Annotated in this window: 15 protein-coding genes and 2 pseudogenes; 10 read left to right on the top strand and 7 right to left on the bottom strand. The window is 61.0% G+C overall.

The annotated features are described in order from the left end of the window. A pseudogene (locus tag AAAB16_RS25950) lies at positions 1-307 on the top strand (hypothetical protein); the annotation flags it as partial. A gap of 204 nt (positions 308-511) precedes the next feature. Beyond that, positions 512-919, top strand: coding sequence for an SMI1/KNR4 family protein (locus AAAB16_RS25945; RefSeq protein WP_340665958.1), 408 nt, complete (start codon positions 512-514; stop codon positions 917-919). 80 nt (positions 920-999) lie between these two features. Here the strand turns inward: AAAB16_RS25945 and AAAB16_RS25940 are convergent, their stop codons facing one another. The 3 genes from AAAB16_RS25940 to AAAB16_RS25930 all read right to left on the bottom strand — a co-directional run bounded on the left by AAAB16_RS25940 (position 1,000) and on the right by AAAB16_RS25930 (position 4,432). After that, positions 1,000-2,754, bottom strand: a complete 1,755-nt coding sequence (locus tag AAAB16_RS25940) for a cation:proton antiporter (RefSeq protein ID WP_340665957.1) — start codon at positions 2,752-2,754, stop codon at positions 1,000-1,002. Between the two features lie 160 nt (positions 2,755-2,914). Further along, positions 2,915-3,580 carry a GntR family transcriptional regulator gene (locus tag AAAB16_RS25935; RefSeq protein ID WP_340665956.1) on the bottom strand — a complete coding sequence of 222 codons (666 nt, stop codon included), beginning with the start codon at positions 3,578-3,580 and terminating at the stop codon, positions 2,915-2,917. Positions 3,581-3,652: 72 nt separating this feature from the next. Then, the gene (locus tag AAAB16_RS25930) at positions 3,653-4,432 is read right to left on the bottom strand and encodes an SDR family NAD(P)-dependent oxidoreductase (protein ID WP_340665955.1); all 780 of its coding nucleotides are present in this window, start codon (positions 4,430-4,432) and stop codon (positions 3,653-3,655) included. 120 nt (positions 4,433-4,552) lie between these two features. On the opposite strand from AAAB16_RS25930, the gene AAAB16_RS25925 reads away from it, so the two are divergent. From AAAB16_RS25925 to AAAB16_RS25900, 6 genes and pseudogenes are all read left to right on the top strand, one after another. After that, entirely contained in the window at positions 4,553-5,953 is a 1,401-nt protein-coding gene (locus AAAB16_RS25925; RefSeq protein WP_340665954.1) for an aspartate aminotransferase family protein, read from the top strand. An 8-nt stretch (positions 5,954-5,961) separates the two neighbouring features. Continuing rightward, positions 5,962-7,329 carry a glutamine synthetase family protein gene (locus AAAB16_RS25920; RefSeq protein WP_340665953.1) on the top strand — a complete coding sequence of 456 codons (1,368 nt, stop codon included), beginning with the start codon at positions 5,962-5,964 and terminating at the stop codon, positions 7,327-7,329. A 12-nt stretch (positions 7,330-7,341) separates the two neighbouring features. Continuing rightward, complete coding sequence (locus AAAB16_RS25915) at positions 7,342-8,139, top strand: transporter substrate-binding domain-containing protein (protein WP_340665952.1); 798 nt, start codon at positions 7,342-7,344, stop codon at positions 8,137-8,139. Between the two features lie 159 nt (positions 8,140-8,298). After that, the gene (locus AAAB16_RS25910; protein ID WP_340665951.1) at positions 8,299-8,784 is read left to right on the top strand and encodes an acyl-CoA thioesterase; all 486 of its coding nucleotides are present in this window, start codon (positions 8,299-8,301) and stop codon (positions 8,782-8,784) included. Between the two features lie 288 nt (positions 8,785-9,072). After that, entirely contained in the window at positions 9,073-10,752 is a 1,680-nt protein-coding gene (gene ybaL / locus AAAB16_RS25905) for a YbaL family putative K(+) efflux transporter (RefSeq protein ID WP_340665950.1), read from the top strand. A 93-nt stretch (positions 10,753-10,845) separates the two neighbouring features. Then, positions 10,846-11,169 (top strand): annotated as a pseudogene (locus AAAB16_RS25900) (DUF3301 domain-containing protein); the annotation flags it as partial. A gap of 183 nt (positions 11,170-11,352) precedes the next feature. On the opposite strand, the gene AAAB16_RS25895 reads toward AAAB16_RS25900, so the two are convergent. Beyond that, positions 11,353-12,234 carry an alpha/beta hydrolase gene (locus AAAB16_RS25895; RefSeq protein WP_340665949.1) on the bottom strand — a complete coding sequence of 294 codons (882 nt, stop codon included), beginning with the start codon at positions 12,232-12,234 and terminating at the stop codon, positions 11,353-11,355. A 162-nt stretch (positions 12,235-12,396) separates the two neighbouring features. Then, entirely contained in the window at positions 12,397-13,362 is a 966-nt protein-coding gene (locus AAAB16_RS25890) for a CobW-like GTP-binding protein (protein ID WP_340665948.1), read from the bottom strand. A 159-nt stretch (positions 13,363-13,521) separates the two neighbouring features. Between AAAB16_RS25890 and AAAB16_RS25885 the strand changes: the two genes are divergently transcribed. Beyond that, the gene (locus AAAB16_RS25885; protein WP_340665947.1) at positions 13,522-13,875 is read left to right on the top strand and encodes an NADH:ubiquinone oxidoreductase; all 354 of its coding nucleotides are present in this window, start codon (positions 13,522-13,524) and stop codon (positions 13,873-13,875) included. A 1-nt stretch (position 13,876) separates the two neighbouring features. Here the strand turns inward: AAAB16_RS25885 and zigA are convergent, their stop codons facing one another. Continuing rightward, entirely contained in the window at positions 13,877-15,082 is a 1,206-nt protein-coding gene (gene zigA, locus AAAB16_RS25880; RefSeq protein ID WP_340665946.1) for a zinc metallochaperone GTPase ZigA, read from the bottom strand. Between the two features lie 177 nt (positions 15,083-15,259). Beyond that, the gene (locus AAAB16_RS25875; RefSeq protein WP_340665945.1) at positions 15,260-15,781 is read right to left on the bottom strand and encodes a DUF3617 domain-containing protein; all 522 of its coding nucleotides are present in this window, start codon (positions 15,779-15,781) and stop codon (positions 15,260-15,262) included. A 134-nt stretch (positions 15,782-15,915) separates the two neighbouring features. Here AAAB16_RS25875 and AAAB16_RS25870 point away from each other — a divergent pair. Beyond that, a partial coding sequence (locus AAAB16_RS25870) for a PLDc N-terminal domain-containing protein (protein ID WP_340665959.1) occupies positions 15,916-16,171 on the top strand: 256 nt, incomplete at its 3' end.

The following is a 16,171-nucleotide window of genomic DNA, read 5'->3' as shown; positions in this document are numbered from 1 at the left end:
GCACTGGGACGCGGCGGAAATGGACAAGATCGCCGAGTTCGTTACCCCGCAGATGCTCAGCTTCCTGAAAACCGAACGCGCCGATTTGGGCGACGGCTTCCAGTCCACCTACGTGGAAGAGCTGCATGCACAGTTGGACGGTATCGACGAGTTGGCCGACAAAACCGTCGCCACCCTGACCTTTAGCGGCATCGTCAAAACCTCGCGCTTTGACCAAGGCGAGGCGTTTAGCGAAAGCTGGCGCATGGAGCGCGCCAACGGCGAGAACGCACCGTGGCTGGTGGCCGGTATTCGTCAGAACAGCTAACCGCGCTGACTGCACTAGCAAAAACCCGGGCTTGCCCGGGTTTTTCGTTTTTACCCGTAAGGTGTGCTGTGCGCACCCAAACGAATGACACGAATTTGCTGGGTGCGTGCAGCGCACCCTACGAAGCGTATGCGTCATATAGTTTTTTTCTTATGCCCAGCTACTGTATAAATCCCACCCTTACAAAGCCCAGAGGAGCCAGCCATGGAAGAAGTTATCGACGAGCTGCGTGAACTCAACGAGAAGGTACCGGTACCGCTTGAGCTGCCGGACGAAGAGTTGTTGGTGGAGATTGAAGAGCAACTGCTGATCAGCATCCCCTTCGAATTCCGCGAGTTTCTGCTTAAGGTCAGCGACGTGGTGTACGGACGTCTGGAGCCGGTCACCGTCACCGATCCGCAATCCCATACCTACCTGCCAGAAGTGGCCTCGGTGGCCTGGTCGCTGGGCGTACCGCGCGAGCTGATTCCGCTGTGCGAAGACAACGGTAACTACTATTGCGTCGAACTCGACGGCACCGTGTTGCGATGGGATGGCGACGAAGAAGACCTCACCGACGAAAGCTGGGACTCGGTATGGAAATGGGCGCGTGAGGTGTGGCTGGAAAGCTAAACCGCGTCGCGGCGTACGGTGTGCTGTGCGCACCATGGCGATATCGGGTCAATCGCGAGGGTGCGCGCAGCCTACGGTATCTAGTGTGGATCGCGCTGTTCCAGGGTTTCCAACAACGCGATCTGCATCCGCGTATGCACGCGGATCAACCAGCGCCAGAGCAAGGCGCTGATGCCCGCCGCCAACAGGGCGATCAGCAGCAGCAACTCCAGCGTCGGCAAAATGCTCGCCGACAGCGCCATCAGCAGCAGCATTATCACCACCAGCGACAGCGCCGGAATCAGTTCGGCCACTACCTTGCGCACCCGCGCCGTGTGGCGCCCAGCCATCTCAGCTTTCACGCCCATTTCCGCCAGCAGCATCGACAGCGCTTTGAGCTTGCGGTACGCGGCGATCAGGAACGGCAGTGACAACAGCAAGGCCGCGCCCCAGATCAGGCCTTTTTGCAAGTTGGCTGCTTGCACCCAGTCACTCAGGTGCAGCGCCAGGCGGTCAGCGAAAAAGGCACTGACAAAGAAGATCGCCACCACCAGCGCCAGGTTGACGCCGACCTGCAGCAAGATCCGCCGGATCATCGCCGCCAGCACCGCGCTTTCGCCCTGCGGCTGAATGCTGCGCAGCCATTCGCCATACATGCCAAATACCCGCGCCACCGGCTGTGGCACCACGTGCGCAAGCGTGTTGGAAAGCGGGTCGGCGGCGCGAATCAGGTAGGGCGTCAGCAGCGTAGTTAACGCTGAAACGGCCACGGCCACGGGGTAGAGGAAGTCGCTGGTCACCTGCAAGGTGATGCCCAGTGCGGCGATGATAAAAGAGAACTCGCCGATCTGTGACAGGCCCATACCGACGCGCAGCGAGGTGCGGCCATCGTTGCCGGCGATAAAAGCACCAATGCTGCACGACAGCACTTTGCCGACCACCACAGCGAAGGTGATCACCACAATCGGCCAGGCATATTCCACCAACACCGCGGGGTCGATCATCAGGCCAATGGCAACAAAGAAGATGGCACTGAACATATCGCGCACCGGCTCCACCAGGCGTTCGATCTGCACCAGTTGGCGCGACTCGGCCATGATCGCGCCAATCAAAAAGGCGCCGAGCACCATGCTGTATTCCAACTTGACCACCAGCAGGCAGAAGCCAAAGCACAGGCCCAGCACGGTAACCAAGAGCATCTCGTTGCTTTCAAATTTGGCCACGTAAGCCAGCAGGCGCGGCACCAGCAAAATGCCCACCACCAGGGCGACAATCATAAACAGGCTGAGTTTGCCGACGGTGGCGAATACCTCGCCGGTCTCGACGCTGCCGCTCAAGGCAATGCCGGACAGCAGGGCGATAATGCCGATGCCGAGGATGTCTTCAACGATCAGTACGCCAAAAATCAGCTGGGCGAAGCGCTCGTTTTTCATCTTCAAGTCGCCCAGGGCTTTGACGATGATGGTGGTGGACGAGATGGCCAGAATGGCGCCAAGGAACAGCGAGTCCATGGTGCTCCAGCCAAAGTAGCTGCCGATCTCGAAGCCAATCCAGATCATCAGCACAATTTCCAGAAACGCCGCGATAAACGCCGTGGCGCCAACCTTGAACAGCTTGCGCAAGCTGAATTCCAGGCCCAGGCAGAACATTAAAAAGATCACCCCGAGCTCGGCCAGGGTTTTGATCGTTTGCTCGTCGTGAATCAAACCGAACGGCGGCGTGTGCGGGCCGATAATAAAACCGGCAACGATATAGCCCAGCACCACCGGCTGTTTAAAACGGTGAAAGAGGATGGTGACGATGCCCGCCACCAACATGATCACGGCCAGATCCTGAATAAAGCTGATGGCATGCATGGGCGTCGGACTCCTTGTTTTGCGACGCGTAGGGTGTGCTGTGCGCAGCATGCGATGCATCGGATAGCACTGTGGTGCGCACAGCACACCCTACGTGGAAAAATCCGACGATATCACTGTCGCCCAGAGGCTCTGGGCGGGAGCAATAGAATGAAACAGTTCAGCCGCGCGCCTGGTTCTGAATGCTTTCCAGATCCAGCAGATTAAGCAGGAAATTGCCGAAGTAGGTCAGGTCTTGCTCCATGGCCAGCCGCGCCGCTTTGCCGTCACCGACTTGCAGCGCTTTCAAGGTGTCGTCATGGAAGTCGTTAAGGCGCAGCGACAGGTCCGCTTCAGTAAATAGCCGGTTGAAAAACGGCCCCACCTGCAGCCACAGGCTTTCGATCTGACGCAGCAAAATCGGATTGCCGCAGGCGCTGTAGAGGGTCAGGTGAAACTGGCTGTTGTCATTTAAGTAGCCCTGCACATCGCGGCGTTCCAAGGCGCCCTCCATGCGCTCGACACAGCCTTCAAGAACACGCATATCAGCAGCCGTAAGCTGGCTGGCGGCGGTCTCTACGGCCAGCCCTTCGAGGGCCAGGCGCACTTGGAAAATATGCAGAAAACGTTCGCGGGTCATGGCCGGCACACGCAGGGAGCGCTGCGGCTCGCCTTCCAATGCGCCTTCGGCGACCAGGCGTTGCAGGGCAGCGCGCACGGGCATCGGGCTGGTGCCCAGGGCGCTGGCCAGGTCACGGATTTTCAGGCGCTCGCCAGGTTTGAATTGCCCGGAAAGCAGGCCGGCGCGCAGTTGTTGGTAGAGCAGGTCTTGGAGGTTCTCGGCCATGGGCGTGTTACTCGGCCGCTACCGGCGGTGCCGGCAGTTGATTAAGGGTGAGGCTGCAGTCGTGGGTCATGGTTAAGGTGCCTTGTTTTCGATCAGACAATTGCCACCGTCCACCACCAGCACTTCGCCGGTGATATAGCTGGCTTCAGGGGATGCCAAAAACGCCACGGCTGCGGCGACCTCGGCGGGCTGCCCGGCACGGCCGAGCGGGGTGTACGTGGCGGCGTGGTGTTCTTCTTCTGTGCTGGAGCCGGTGGCAATCCAGCCAGGCGCCACGCTATTAACGGTGATGCCTTGTTGGGCCACTTCCAGGGCCAGACCCATATTCATGCCGAGCATGCCGGCCTTGGCGGCACTGTAGGCCGCTTCACCACGGTTACTGCCACGGGTGCCGGTGGTGGAACTGATATTGACGATGCGGCCGTAGCCTTGCGCTTGCATATTCGGCAGCAGGGCGCGGGTAAGGAGAAAGGCGCTGGTCAGGTTGCGCGCCAGGGAGAGGTTCCAGGTGGCCAGGTCCATCAGTGCCACCTCAGCGAAGGGCTCAGCGCTGCCCAGTTGGGCCATGCCGGCGTTGTTGATCAGAATATCGACATGCCCCCATTGCTCCAGCGCCCATTCCGCGAGGGATTCCACCTGCGCTTCGTCGGTCAGGTCGGCCCATGCTGCGCGGGCCTCTATTCCCGCGGCGACAAGCTCATCCGCACGCTGCTGAACCCGCTCGCTACTGGCGGTCAATAACACTCGCACACCTTCGCGTCCCAAGCGCCGGGCGATGGCAAAACCAATGCCCTCGGCACTGCCGGCGCCGCTGATCAATGCCACTTGTCCTTGCCAGGTTCTCTCGCTCATGGCGATCTCTTTGTGATCACAAACTTTCCTGATACTAGCAAAAACGCCCCTTAATACCAGGCCTTGACATAACTGTGATCACAAAACAGGATGTGTGAGAATTTGAACAGGATGTCTGTTATGACCACCAGTGGCATCAGTGATCGCGCAATTGCCGAATTTTCCGCCCGCGAACGGGCGCACTTTCTCCAGCACAACCCCAATTCCGTAGCCTTGGCCGAACGTGCTCGCGGCTCGCTGTTTGGCGGTGTGCCGATGCATTGGATGAGCGATTGGTCGACGCCCTCGCCGCTGTTTGTCAGCCGCGCGCAGGGGGCACGTTTCTACGATGTCGATGGCCATGAGTACGTGGATTTCTGCCTTGGTGACACCGGCAGTATGTTCGGCCACTCCCCTGCCCCCATCGCCCGCGCCCTGGCCGAACAAGGCGCCAATGGCCTGACCACCATGCTGCCGGGCGAAGACGCCGTGGTCGTCGGCGAACTGCTGGCCCAGCGCTTCGGCCTGCCCTATTGGCAAGTGGCAACCACCGCTACCGACGCCAACCGCTTCGTCGTGCGTTGGGCTCGCGCCATCACCCAACGCAAAACCCTGCTGGTATTTGATGGCTGCTACCACGGCACCGTCGACGACGTCATGGTGCGCTACCAGGAGGGTCGCACCGTGCACCGCCCCGGCCTGCTGGGCCAAGCGTATGACCTCACCGAACACAGCCGCAGCGTGCCGTTCAATGACCTCGACGCACTGGAAGCGGCGCTAAAAACCAAGGATGTCGCCGCCGTGTTGTGCGAACCGGCGATGACCAATATCGGCATGGTGCTGCCCGCTCCCGGCTACCTGGCCAAACTGCGCGAACTGACCCGCCGCTACGGCACCCTGCTGATTATCGACGAAACCCACACCATCTCCACCGGTCCCGGCGGCTGCACCCAGGTGTGGACGCTGGAGCCAGACTTCATCACCCTCGGCAAACCCATCGCTGGCGGTGTGCCCTGCTCGGTGTACGGCTGCACGGCGGCCATGGCGCAAGCAATGTTCGAGGCCCGCACCCGCGCCAGCAGTCACGGCCAGGCCCATGGCCATAGTGGAATGGGCACCACGCTTTCAGCCAACGCGCTGGCCATGCACTGCATGCGCGTCAACCTCGAAGAGGTGATGACCGACGCCGCCTACGCCCATATGTTGCCGCTGGCCGAGCGACTGGCCTCGGGCTTTTCCGCCTTGATCGGTAAACATCAACTGGCCTGGTCCGTTACCCAATTGGGTGCGCGGTGCGAATTCCAATTCTGCTCGCGCTTGCCCAGCACCGGCGCCGAAGCCGAAGCGGCGTTCCATGACGAACTGCAAATGGCCCTGCACCTGTACCTGATCAACCGCGGCATCCTGATCACCCCGTTCCACAACATGACCTTGTGCTGCCCGGACACCACCGAGGCCGACGTCGACCGCCTGCTTAGCACCCTCGACCAAGCCCTTAGCGAACTGCTGGCTCTGCCCGGTTCTCGCGAAACAGACAGGTAACCCCCGCCATGGCCTTCGCCGATATTCAGGAAGCCCACGACTTTCTCGCCGCCAACCCGCAGGTGCGCAGCATTGAGTTGTTTATCATCGACAGCAACGGCGTGCCGCGCGGCAAGCTGTTGCACCGCGACGAGCTGCTGGCCATGTACGCCAACGGCCGGCCGCTGCCGAGCACCATCCTCGGCCTGACCATCAATGGCGACGATGTGGAAGACACCGGCCTGGTTTGGGAAGTGGGTGACGCTGATTGCTGGACCTACCCGCTGGCCGGCAGCCTGACCCTGCAACCCTGGCGCGAGCGGCCCACCGGCCAGGTGCAAGTGAGCATGCACCCGCAACAGGGCCTGCCCGCCACCGTCGCCGACCCCCGCCATGTGCTGATCAAGGTGATCGACAGCCTGAAAGCCGAGGGCTACCACCCGGTGATGGCCGTGGAATTGGAGTTCTACCTGCTCGACCGCGAACGCGGCGAGAACGGTCGACCGCTGCCGGCGCGTCAGGCTAACGGTGCGCGGCCGCACGCCACCCAGGTGTATGGCGTGTATGAGCTGGAACAACTGCAGCCGTTCCTTAACGACCTGTATGACGCCTGCGAAGCCCAGGGCCTGCCGGCACGTACGGCGATTTCCGAATACGCGCCGGGGCAGGTTGAAATCACCCTCGAACACCGCTTCGATGCCCTGCAAGCCATCGACGAAGGCGTGCGCTACAAACGCCTGGTCAAAGGCGTGGCCAACAAACATGGGCTGCAAGCCTGTTTTATGGCCAAGCCGTTTGGCGACCTGGCCGGCACCGGCATGCATATGCACGTCAGCCTCGCTGATGCCGACGGCAACAACCTGTATGCCAGTGAAGACCCGGCCGGCACGCCGCTGCTGCGTCACTCCATCGGCGGCATGATGGCGACCCTGCTGGATTCGCTGGCGCTGTTCTGCCCCAACGCCAACTCGTTCCGCCGTTTCCAGGCCAACAGCTATGCACCGCTGGCGCTGACCTGGGGCATTAACAACCGCACCGTGTCACTGCGCGTACCGGGCGGGCCGGCCAATAGCCGGCATATCGAACACCGCATTTGCGGCGCCGACGCCAACCCCTATCTGGCGGCGGCAGCGATTCTGGCCGGTATTCAGCACGGTATTCGCCAACAGCTCGACCCCGGCGCGCCGATCACTGGCAATGGCTACGCCCAGGCTACCGAGTTTCTGCCTACGGACTGGCTGACTGCACTAAAAGCACTGGAGCAATCGCAATGGGCGAAAGAGGCGTTGGGTGAGGTGTACGTGAAGGTGTATTTGGCGATCAAGTACACCGAGTACCGAGCGTTTATGGGTGAGGTAGGCGAGCAAGATTGGCGTTGGTATCTGACCACTGCCTGACGGGGTAGCTGTATGCGGTATGTGTTGTTGCTTATTGCGTTGCTGAGCGTGGGCCAAGCCCAGGCCGAAACGCTGCGCGTCGGTATTGAGAGCCACGACTACCTGCCCTACTTCCGGGCTCAGCCTGGGCAGCCGGTAGAAGGTTACGCGGTAGACCTATTGCAGCGCTTCGCCGCCGAGCAAAACCTGACGTTGGAACTGCTGCCACGGCCGCTCAATCGCCTGCACCACGACTTGCTAAATACCGAAAACCTCGACCTGATCTTCCCCGACAACCCGCAGTGGTCGCGCGATCTCAAAGGCGACCGCCGTCTGCATTACAGCCATGCCGCCATCAATGTGGTGGACGCCACGTTGGTGCTGCATGAACGCCTGGGCTTGGGGGCAAAGGCGGTAAAACGGCTTGGCACAGTCCGCGGGTTTACCCCGCAGGCATGGGCGGCGCCGCTGGCGGCCAACGACGTGCAGCTGCTGGAGGCCAACGACATCACCGGATTAATTCGCATGGCCCTGCGCGGGCGCATCGACGCGATATACGCCAACCCGGAAGTGGTGCGTCTGCAATTACACAAGCTTGGCCAACCAAACGAGCGCCTATTGGCCGACCCAAGTCTGCCGCTGCAACGCACCAGCTATCACCTGAGCACCGTCAACAAGCCGCACCTGCTGCAGCAGTTCAATCGTTTTCTGGAACAACATGCCGGCGAACTGGCGGCGTTGCGGCAACAATACGGGCTGGCATGCAGCGCCAGCGATCTCAGCGAAGAGCAGCCAGCCTGCCGCGCGCGGAGCATGGCCGGCACCCGCTAGACGGCCGCGCTTTTGCCTATTTTTTTGCCCACCCATGGCGCATACCGGCGTGACGCGCTATTGCTGTGCATCGTTCCAATAGCCAATGGCAACAAGCGCCCGTCGGTGCCAACCGCTAGGGTTGCTGCACCTCCTTTTCGCAAGCCACACGAGTCGACCATGGAACCCGGAAACTCCCAACTGACGATGACCGTCCTGATGACCCCCGACATGGCCAATTTCTCCGGCAATGTGCACGGCGGCACGCTACTCAAATACCTCGACGAAGTGGCCTTTGCCTGCGCCAGCCGCTATGCCGGCACCTATGTGGTAACGCTGTCGGTGGACCAGGTGATATTTCGTGAGCCGGTGCATGTTGGCGAACTGGTGACCTTTCTCGCCTCGGTGAACTACACCGGCCGTACGTCAATGGAAATTGGCGTAAAGGTGGTGACCGAGAATATTCGCGAGCGCTCGGTGCGTCATACCAACAGCTGCTTTTTCACCATGGTGGCAGTAGGCGACGACGGCAAACCTACCGTGGTGCAGCCTCTGGAACCGCAAACAGCCGATGAAAAGCGCCGCGTAAGACAAGCCCAGCAACGCCGTGACTTGCGCCAGGAGCTGGAGCGCCGCTACCAAGAAATTCGCGACGACGTGCCGTAGGCGGGGACCCAGAATCTCGATACGTGCGAGATGTAAGCACGACGCCAGACTCTGGATTCGCGCCTGCGCGGGAAGGACGGCAGATACATATCCTGTTTAATAATGCCCCGCACATCGCGCCCGATCTGGCACATTCGCTGCGTTAGACTGTGGCCCGCACTGCGCACGCCGACCTACGCTATCCTTGAGCTGCCTCCCCTCCAGCCCAAGCCTTCGCAGCGCATTGCTCCAGACTGGCCAAACTGCATGCACTGCGGCCAGCCCTTCGCGCAGTAAATGGGAGATTTCATGGTTCATCACACCCCTCTGATTGCGGCACTGGCCACCGGCTTTGTGCTGGCATTTATCCTCGGCACCTTGGCCAATCGCTTGCGCTTGTCGCCCCTGGTGGGCTACCTGATGGCTGGCGTGCTGGTCGGCCCGTTTACTCCAGGCTTTGTCGCTGACAAAGACCTTTCCAACGAACTGTCCGAGATCGGCGTGATCCTGCTGATGTTTGGCGTCGGTCTGCACTTCTCCCTGAAAGACCTGATGTCGGTGAAAAACATCGCCATCCCTGGCGCGCTGGTGCAAATCGGCGCCGCCACGCTAATGGGCATGGGCTTGGCCTGGATGCTTGATTGGTCGTGGGGCGCAGGCTTGATCTTTGGCCTGGCGCTGTCGGTGGCCAGTACCGTGGTGCTGCTGCGGGCCTTGGAATCACGGCAACTGATCGACAGCCGCCGGGGCAAAATTGCCGTGGGTTGGCTGATTGTTGAAGACTTGGTGATGGTCTTGGCCCTGGTGCTGATTCCGGCGCTGGCCGGCGTCTTGGGCGGCGATGATGCGGCGCCCAGCGAAGGCATCTGGCTGCAACTGGGCATTACCCTGGCCAAGGTCGCGGCGTTTGTCACGCTGATGATTGTGGTCGGCGGCAAAGTGATTCCGTGGCTGCTGGAGCGCAGCGCTGGCACCGGTTCGCGCGAGCTGTTTACCCTGGCCGTGCTGGCCATCGCCATGGGCGTGGCCTATGGCTCGGCGGTGCTGTTTGGTGTGTCGTTTGCCCTCGGCGCATTCTTCGCCGGCATGATCCTTAACGAGTCGGAATACAGCCATAAAGCGGCGGAAGATTCGCTGCCGCTGCGCGATGCCTTCGCCGTGCTGTTTTTCGTTTCGGTGGGCATGCTGTTTAACCCGATGGTGCTGATCAACGAGCCACTGCTGGTACTCGCCACGCTGGCGATTATCGTGCTCGGCAAGTCGCTGGCAGCGTTGCTGATTGTGCTGGCATTCGGCAAACCGCTAAGCACCGCCCTGACCATTTCCGCCAGCCTGGCGCAGATCGGTGAATTCTCGTTTATTTTGATTGGCCTGGGCGTTGGCCTGGATTTGGTGCCGGACAGCGCGCGTGACCTGGTGCTGGCCGGGGCGATTCTGTCCATCGTCATCAACCCGCTGCTGTTCACCCTGATCGACCGCATTCAACCCTGGCTCGACAAGCGCGAAAACACCGCGCCGGCTGGCTCGGTCGAGGAAGAAGCACCGGAAGAATTCCAACCGATCAGCGAAACCGGCCACGCCATTCTTATCGGCCATGGCCGGGTGGGCAGCCGCATCAGTGCACGGCTACGCGCTGACGGTGTTCCGCTGGTAATCATCGAAGACAACCGTACCCAAGCCCAGGAATTGCGCGAAGTTGGCCACAGCGTGGTGCATGGCAATGCGGCCAGCAGCAAAGTGCTGGAGCTGGCCAATGTGGCGGCGGCGCGCTGGTTGCTGATCGCCATTCCCAATGGCCTGGAAGCCGGGCAAATCGCCATTCACGCCCGCGCCGCCAACGCCGATCTGGACATCATCGCCCGCGCCCATTTCGACGATGAAGTTAACTATCTGCAGGAACATGGCGCTGATCTGGTGGTGATGGGTGAACAGGAAATCGCTCGGATCATGTTCGACCGCCTAGGCTTACAAACAACCGCGCCGACCTGAGCAGCGACTTACCCGCCTGACGGTCATAAGTCAGGCTGGAGTTGCCTGGCCAGACGCGAGTAAGCTTGGCCCTCTCGTTGGAGCGCACCCACCATGCTGACCCTGGGCAATCTGTTCGTGCTGATGTTGCTGGCTGCTGGCGCCGCCTGGTTATGGCATGCCCATGGGTTGCGTGAGCGCGCCCTGGAGCGGGTGAAGCAGCACTGCCAGCGCATGGAAGTGATCTTGCTCGACGACAACGTGGCCCTGCGCAAAATCGCCCTGTTGCCGGACGCCAAAGGGCGCCGTCGGCTGGCGCGGGTATACGGCTTTGAGTTCACCGTTACCAGCGAACAACGGCATGCCGGCACCGTCACCATGTTTGGCAAGCATGTCGGCAGCATCGAACTGGCACCCCATCCGTTTGTGGAAAAGCCCGGCCAGCCTATCGAGTCGCAGCGCGTGGTGGGTGACAGCACCGTGATCGACGGCGAGGCAACGCCAAGCGCTGCGCCCGACTCAGTGATCGACGTGGTGCCGCAACGGGTCAGCGCCCAAGTGGTGCAGCTCAGTGACTGGCGGCGCAAGCACGACAAGCTGCAGCACTGACCGTACGCCACCCTACTGCGGCAACAAAAATTCGCGCACGCGCTCAGCGCTGTCTTGCGGCGTTTGCTGCATAAAGCAGTGGCCACCCGCGACCACCTGGGCACGTACATGGCTGTTCAGCGCGGTCACCCGCGCCACCGCCTTGGCCACAAACGGATAGCTGTCTTGGCCGTGGAGAATCTGCGTGGGGGTGACAATTTTGCTCAGCGAACTCCATAGCCGGCGCGGGTAGGAACTGAAGATTTCCGCCTCGCGGCTAGGCCGGCATTTCAACTCGACGCCGTCTTCCACCTCTTTCAGCGCGTTGTCCACATAGGCCCACAACGCCGCGTCTTCCCAGCCCCTGAACGTGCCCCGGCCATACAACCCGGCGTAGGCCGCCGCGCGATCCGGCCAGTGCTTGCGCCGCGCCGCCGACTTACGCGCCATGGTATGCCGGCGGTGCAGCCCCAAGACTTCGGAAACCGCCATTACGCCAATCAAGGTGGGGGGGAATAACACCGGGTCGAGCAGCACCGCGCGCTGAAACAGCTCGGGGTGCTTGGCCACGATCAGGCTGCTCAGCACGCCACCAAAACTGTGGCCCAGCGCGTAGGTAGGCACCTCGCCGAACTGCCCACGGCCAGCCTCGAAAGCTTCTACCGCCAACTCGGCGCTGCGATTCCACCCATGGAAACGGCCACCATGATCGCTGTCGCCATGGCCCTGCACATCGCACAGCCACAGATCGAAATCCGCCGCCAAGTGTTTCAGCATCGGCTCATACGTGCGCCCGCAGAAACCATTGCCATGGAGGAAATGCAGCAACGGTTTGCCGCTCGGTTCACTGTGCCAACCGCGCAGGGTGAAGTGGGCCGAGCTGGCGTGGGACCAGGGGTGCAGGGTGAAAGTCATCGGTGCAGGCTTCTAGGAAAACAAGGGCGGGAGTTTACGATTTTCCCCGTAGGTTGGGTCAGTCCGCGTTGAGTGAGCCAACGGCGAAGCCCAAAAATGGGCCAGCCCAATGGGGAACCGATACGCACCGGCCTCCGGCCGGCCTGTTGGGCTTCGCTGCGCTCAACCCAACCTACAGGCCGTGAATGCTGCAGTTAAAACCTGCTCGTCCTGCGGCTGGGCAAAGATCAATTCCAGCCGCGAATCTTTGCGCCATTCACTGCTCTGCCAGTGGATCGGCTCAGCGTTTAGCGCATTGCCCGATAGCCAGCCGGCGTTGGAGTGCAGCACCAGCTTGGCGCGGCGCCAGGGCAGGCTGGCTAGCCAGGTTTGCATACGCATCAGCTCGAACTGCTGGCTCGGGTGCCAGCGCCAGCCGATGCTCCAGCCATCCGCCTGACCGCCGCTTTGGCAGATCGGCTGGCCTGGATCGAGCCAGACAGTGGCCCGGCTGGCGGCGTTATCGGCCAGGTTGAGCACGCCATCGGCAGCACCTGCCTGCGCTGTCAGCCCAGGCAATTCGGCTAGCGGCAGCGCGCCCTGGCTAGTCCAGAACAGTGGCCGCAGGGGCAGGCCGTTGGTGATCTTTTCCCGCGCCCCAGCATCAAGATTTTCCGCCTTGTTCAGCACCAGCAAACCGGCGTGCGCCAACGCCGCTTGCTGGCTATCGGGTAACGGTTGGCCTGCTGCCAGCGCCTGGGCGTCGAGCACCAGCACGCTCGGTTGCACGGCTAACACACCTTCCCACGGCGGCTCGCGCAGTTGCTGGAGCAGCTCGGCGGGGTGGCCAAGGCCCGAGGGTTCGATAAACAACCGCTGCGGTTTGGCCTTGCGCAGCAAGCGCGCCAGGCCAATTTGGAACGGTGCGCCATTGACGCAACACAAGCAGCCGCCGGCCACTTCGCTCATGGCGATGCCATCGTCGTCGGTGGTCAGCAGCGCGGCATCCAGCCCAATTTGGCCAAACTCGTTGATCAACACTGCCCAGCGTTCATCGGCCGGCCGTTGCGCCAGCAACTGGCGAATCAGGCTGGTTTTACCGGCGCCTAGGGAGCCTGCGATCAGGTGCGTGGGGATATTGCTGAGCATGCGGCGGTGTTCTCGTCATTCGATGGTTTGCAGATCGCTAAGGCCCCTCACGCCCAGGAGGCCCGCAAGCGAGAGAGGGGAGACTATACCTGCGCTAGCACAAGCACAGAGCCGGACATGCTAGAGTCGCCGGCAAAATTTCTGGCCGGGAGACCTCTGATGCGCTTACTGCTGTTGCCATTTTTGCTGTTGCTTTCGGGCCAGGTATTGGCCGAGGCCTGCGTGGTACACAGCCAGGCTGAACGCCTGGATGTAAAAGTCTGCCAACAGAACCGCAGCATTCCGCCGAACCTGTTCCACAGCGGCTTCTGCCAACCCACGCTCAAAGGCCAAAAAGTCACCGTCGACTACGTCGAGCAATGCCCGGCCGGCTCGTTTGGCGTCTGCCGTTCGGCCAAAGTGCCGGGCACGCCGTATCAGCAAGACATCCACTACTACGGCGTAGCTACTGATGCCGCCTACCTGAAGCCGGCGTGCGAAAAGCAGAACCGTGGTGTGTGGATGGATCGCTAGCCTAGGCGGCTTCGTGCCAGGGACCGAAAGGGTCGGCGTAATGCGCCCAGCCTTCCACACCGCTGGCCAGTTCGGCATCGCTTAACAGGCAGCTCTCCAGCTCAGCGCTAAGCTGGGCAAAGTCGATGTTCTGCCCGATAAACACCAGCTCCTGCCGGCAATCACCCACCTCCGCGCTCCAGTGACGCATCACGGTCGCTACGCCTTCGTCATCCTGCGGCCACTGCTCTTTGGGCACATGCCGCCACCAACGGCCGGCAAAGCCATAGCGCATCAAGCCGCCGGCTTGCGACCAACTGCCGGCATCCTGATGTTTGCTCGCCAACCAGAAAAAGCCTTTCGAGCGCAGCAGCCGGCCATTGCTCCATTCGCGGTTGATAAAGTCGTAAAAGCGCTGCGGATGAAACGGCCGCCGCGCGCGGTAGGCAAACGAGGCAATGCCATATTCCTCACTTTCCGGCACATGCTCGCCACGTAGTTCTTTAAGCCAGCCCGGCGCCTGGGCAGCGCGCTCAAAGTCAAAGCGCCCGGTGTCGAGGATTTTCCCCAACGCCACCTGCCCCATCACCATCGGCAAGATTTCCGCGTGGGTATTGAGGCTGGCCAGAATGCCCATCAGCTCGGCGCGGTCTTCGCGGGAGATCAGGTCGATCTTGCTGATCAGAATGACGTCGGCGAACTCCACCTGCTCAATCAGCAGGTCGGTAATCGAGCGCTCATCGTCCTCGCCCAGCACTTCGCCGCGGCTGGCGAGGCTTTCAGCTTGCTGATAATCGCGGAGAAAATTCAGGCCATCGACCACCGTGACCATGGTGTCCAGCCGCGCCACATCGCTCAGGCTCAGGCCGTCTTCACCGCGAAAGGTGAAGGTTTCCGCCACCGGCAAGGGCTCGGCAATACCGGTGGACTCAATCAGCAGATAATCAAAACGGCCATCGCGGGCCAGGCGGTTGACCTCTTCCAGCAAATCTTCACGCAGGGTGCAGCAAATGCAGCCGTTGCTCATCTCCACCAGTTTTTCTTCGGCGCGGTTCAGGCTGACATCGCGCTGCACTTCGCTGCCATCAATGTTGATTTCGCTCATGTCGTTAACGATCACCGCCACCCGCAGGTTTTCGCGGTTACGCAAGATGTGATTGAGCAAGGTGCTTTTACCGGCGCCAAGAAAGCCGGATAACACGGTGACGGGCAAACGGGGATCATGCATGGCAAAGGTCTCATCCGGAGGGGGCGATGTAATTGTTATACTATAACAATTAAACCTCAAATTCCGGCAAGCCTGATTTTGCAAACGCGCATAAAAAACCCCTGTGCCAACGCTGTAAGCCAGCGTGGCCAGGGGTTTCACGTGGAACTGGCGTTTTAATTGCGCCGCGCAATCAGCCTAAGGTTGACGCTTTGGCAAGCTAGAGCAGTCTGCCGCCAACCAACGGCCTTGCGATTCCATGCGCCCCTGCTGGTTCTGGCCACCCATTAAAAACGTGCCGTTGACCGTGGTAACAAACTCGCGCTCGCTTAAAAAGGTGGTCTGCCCCTGACCTTTGCCCTGTGGACAGCTGACGTTGAATTTCAGCATCTGCGGCGTGCGCTCGGTGATCTGCTGCGAGCAACCCGCTTGCATACCTTGTAGCGGCAGTTTGTCGGTCTGCGCCTGCTGCGGGGTGATGCACATACGTACGCCATTGCCGGCCATGGCCACGCCCTGTTTGGCCATCGCCTGCTCGGCCATTTTGCGTTGCTCGGGCGGTAGGCTACCCATCAACAGTTGCAGGTCGGGCAGTTGCTGGCCGTTGACCTGCAGGTTTTTCGAATTGATTTCCCACAAGCCCGGTTGCAGTTGCTGCGCTTGCAGCAGGGGCGACATACAGAGCGCAGCAGTAGCGGCGAAAACGAGGCGGATCTTCATACGGCAGGGTCCTTCTGGCAGGTAGGTAACGGCGCAAAGGTAATAGCGGCAGGGATGTAGACGCTAACCAGGGGTGACAGTTGCAGCCACACACGGCACATTGCATGTCAGCACATTGCCCAAGCGACCCCGGCATGGACCTGATCATTCCACCTCTGTTCGGTTATCTCATAGCGCTAACCCATATATTGGGCTTTTGCGCCGCCCTCCACGCCATTCTTACCGTACGCACCGCACAGGGCTCAATTGCCTGGGCATTGTCGCTGCTGTTTATCCCCTACCTGACGCTGATTCCCTACCTGGTATTCGGCCGCAGCACCTTTGACGCCTATGTACGTGCGCGGCGCCAGGCCGACCGGGAAATGCGCCGGGCCATGGGCGACCTTAACT

The organism is Pseudomonas sp. (genome assembly GCF_037994325.1).
Lineage (GTDB): Bacteria > Pseudomonadota > Gammaproteobacteria > Pseudomonadales > Pseudomonadaceae > Aquipseudomonas.
Note: the sequence above shows the minus strand (reverse complement) of the source record. Positions and strands in the feature narration are given on the sequence as shown.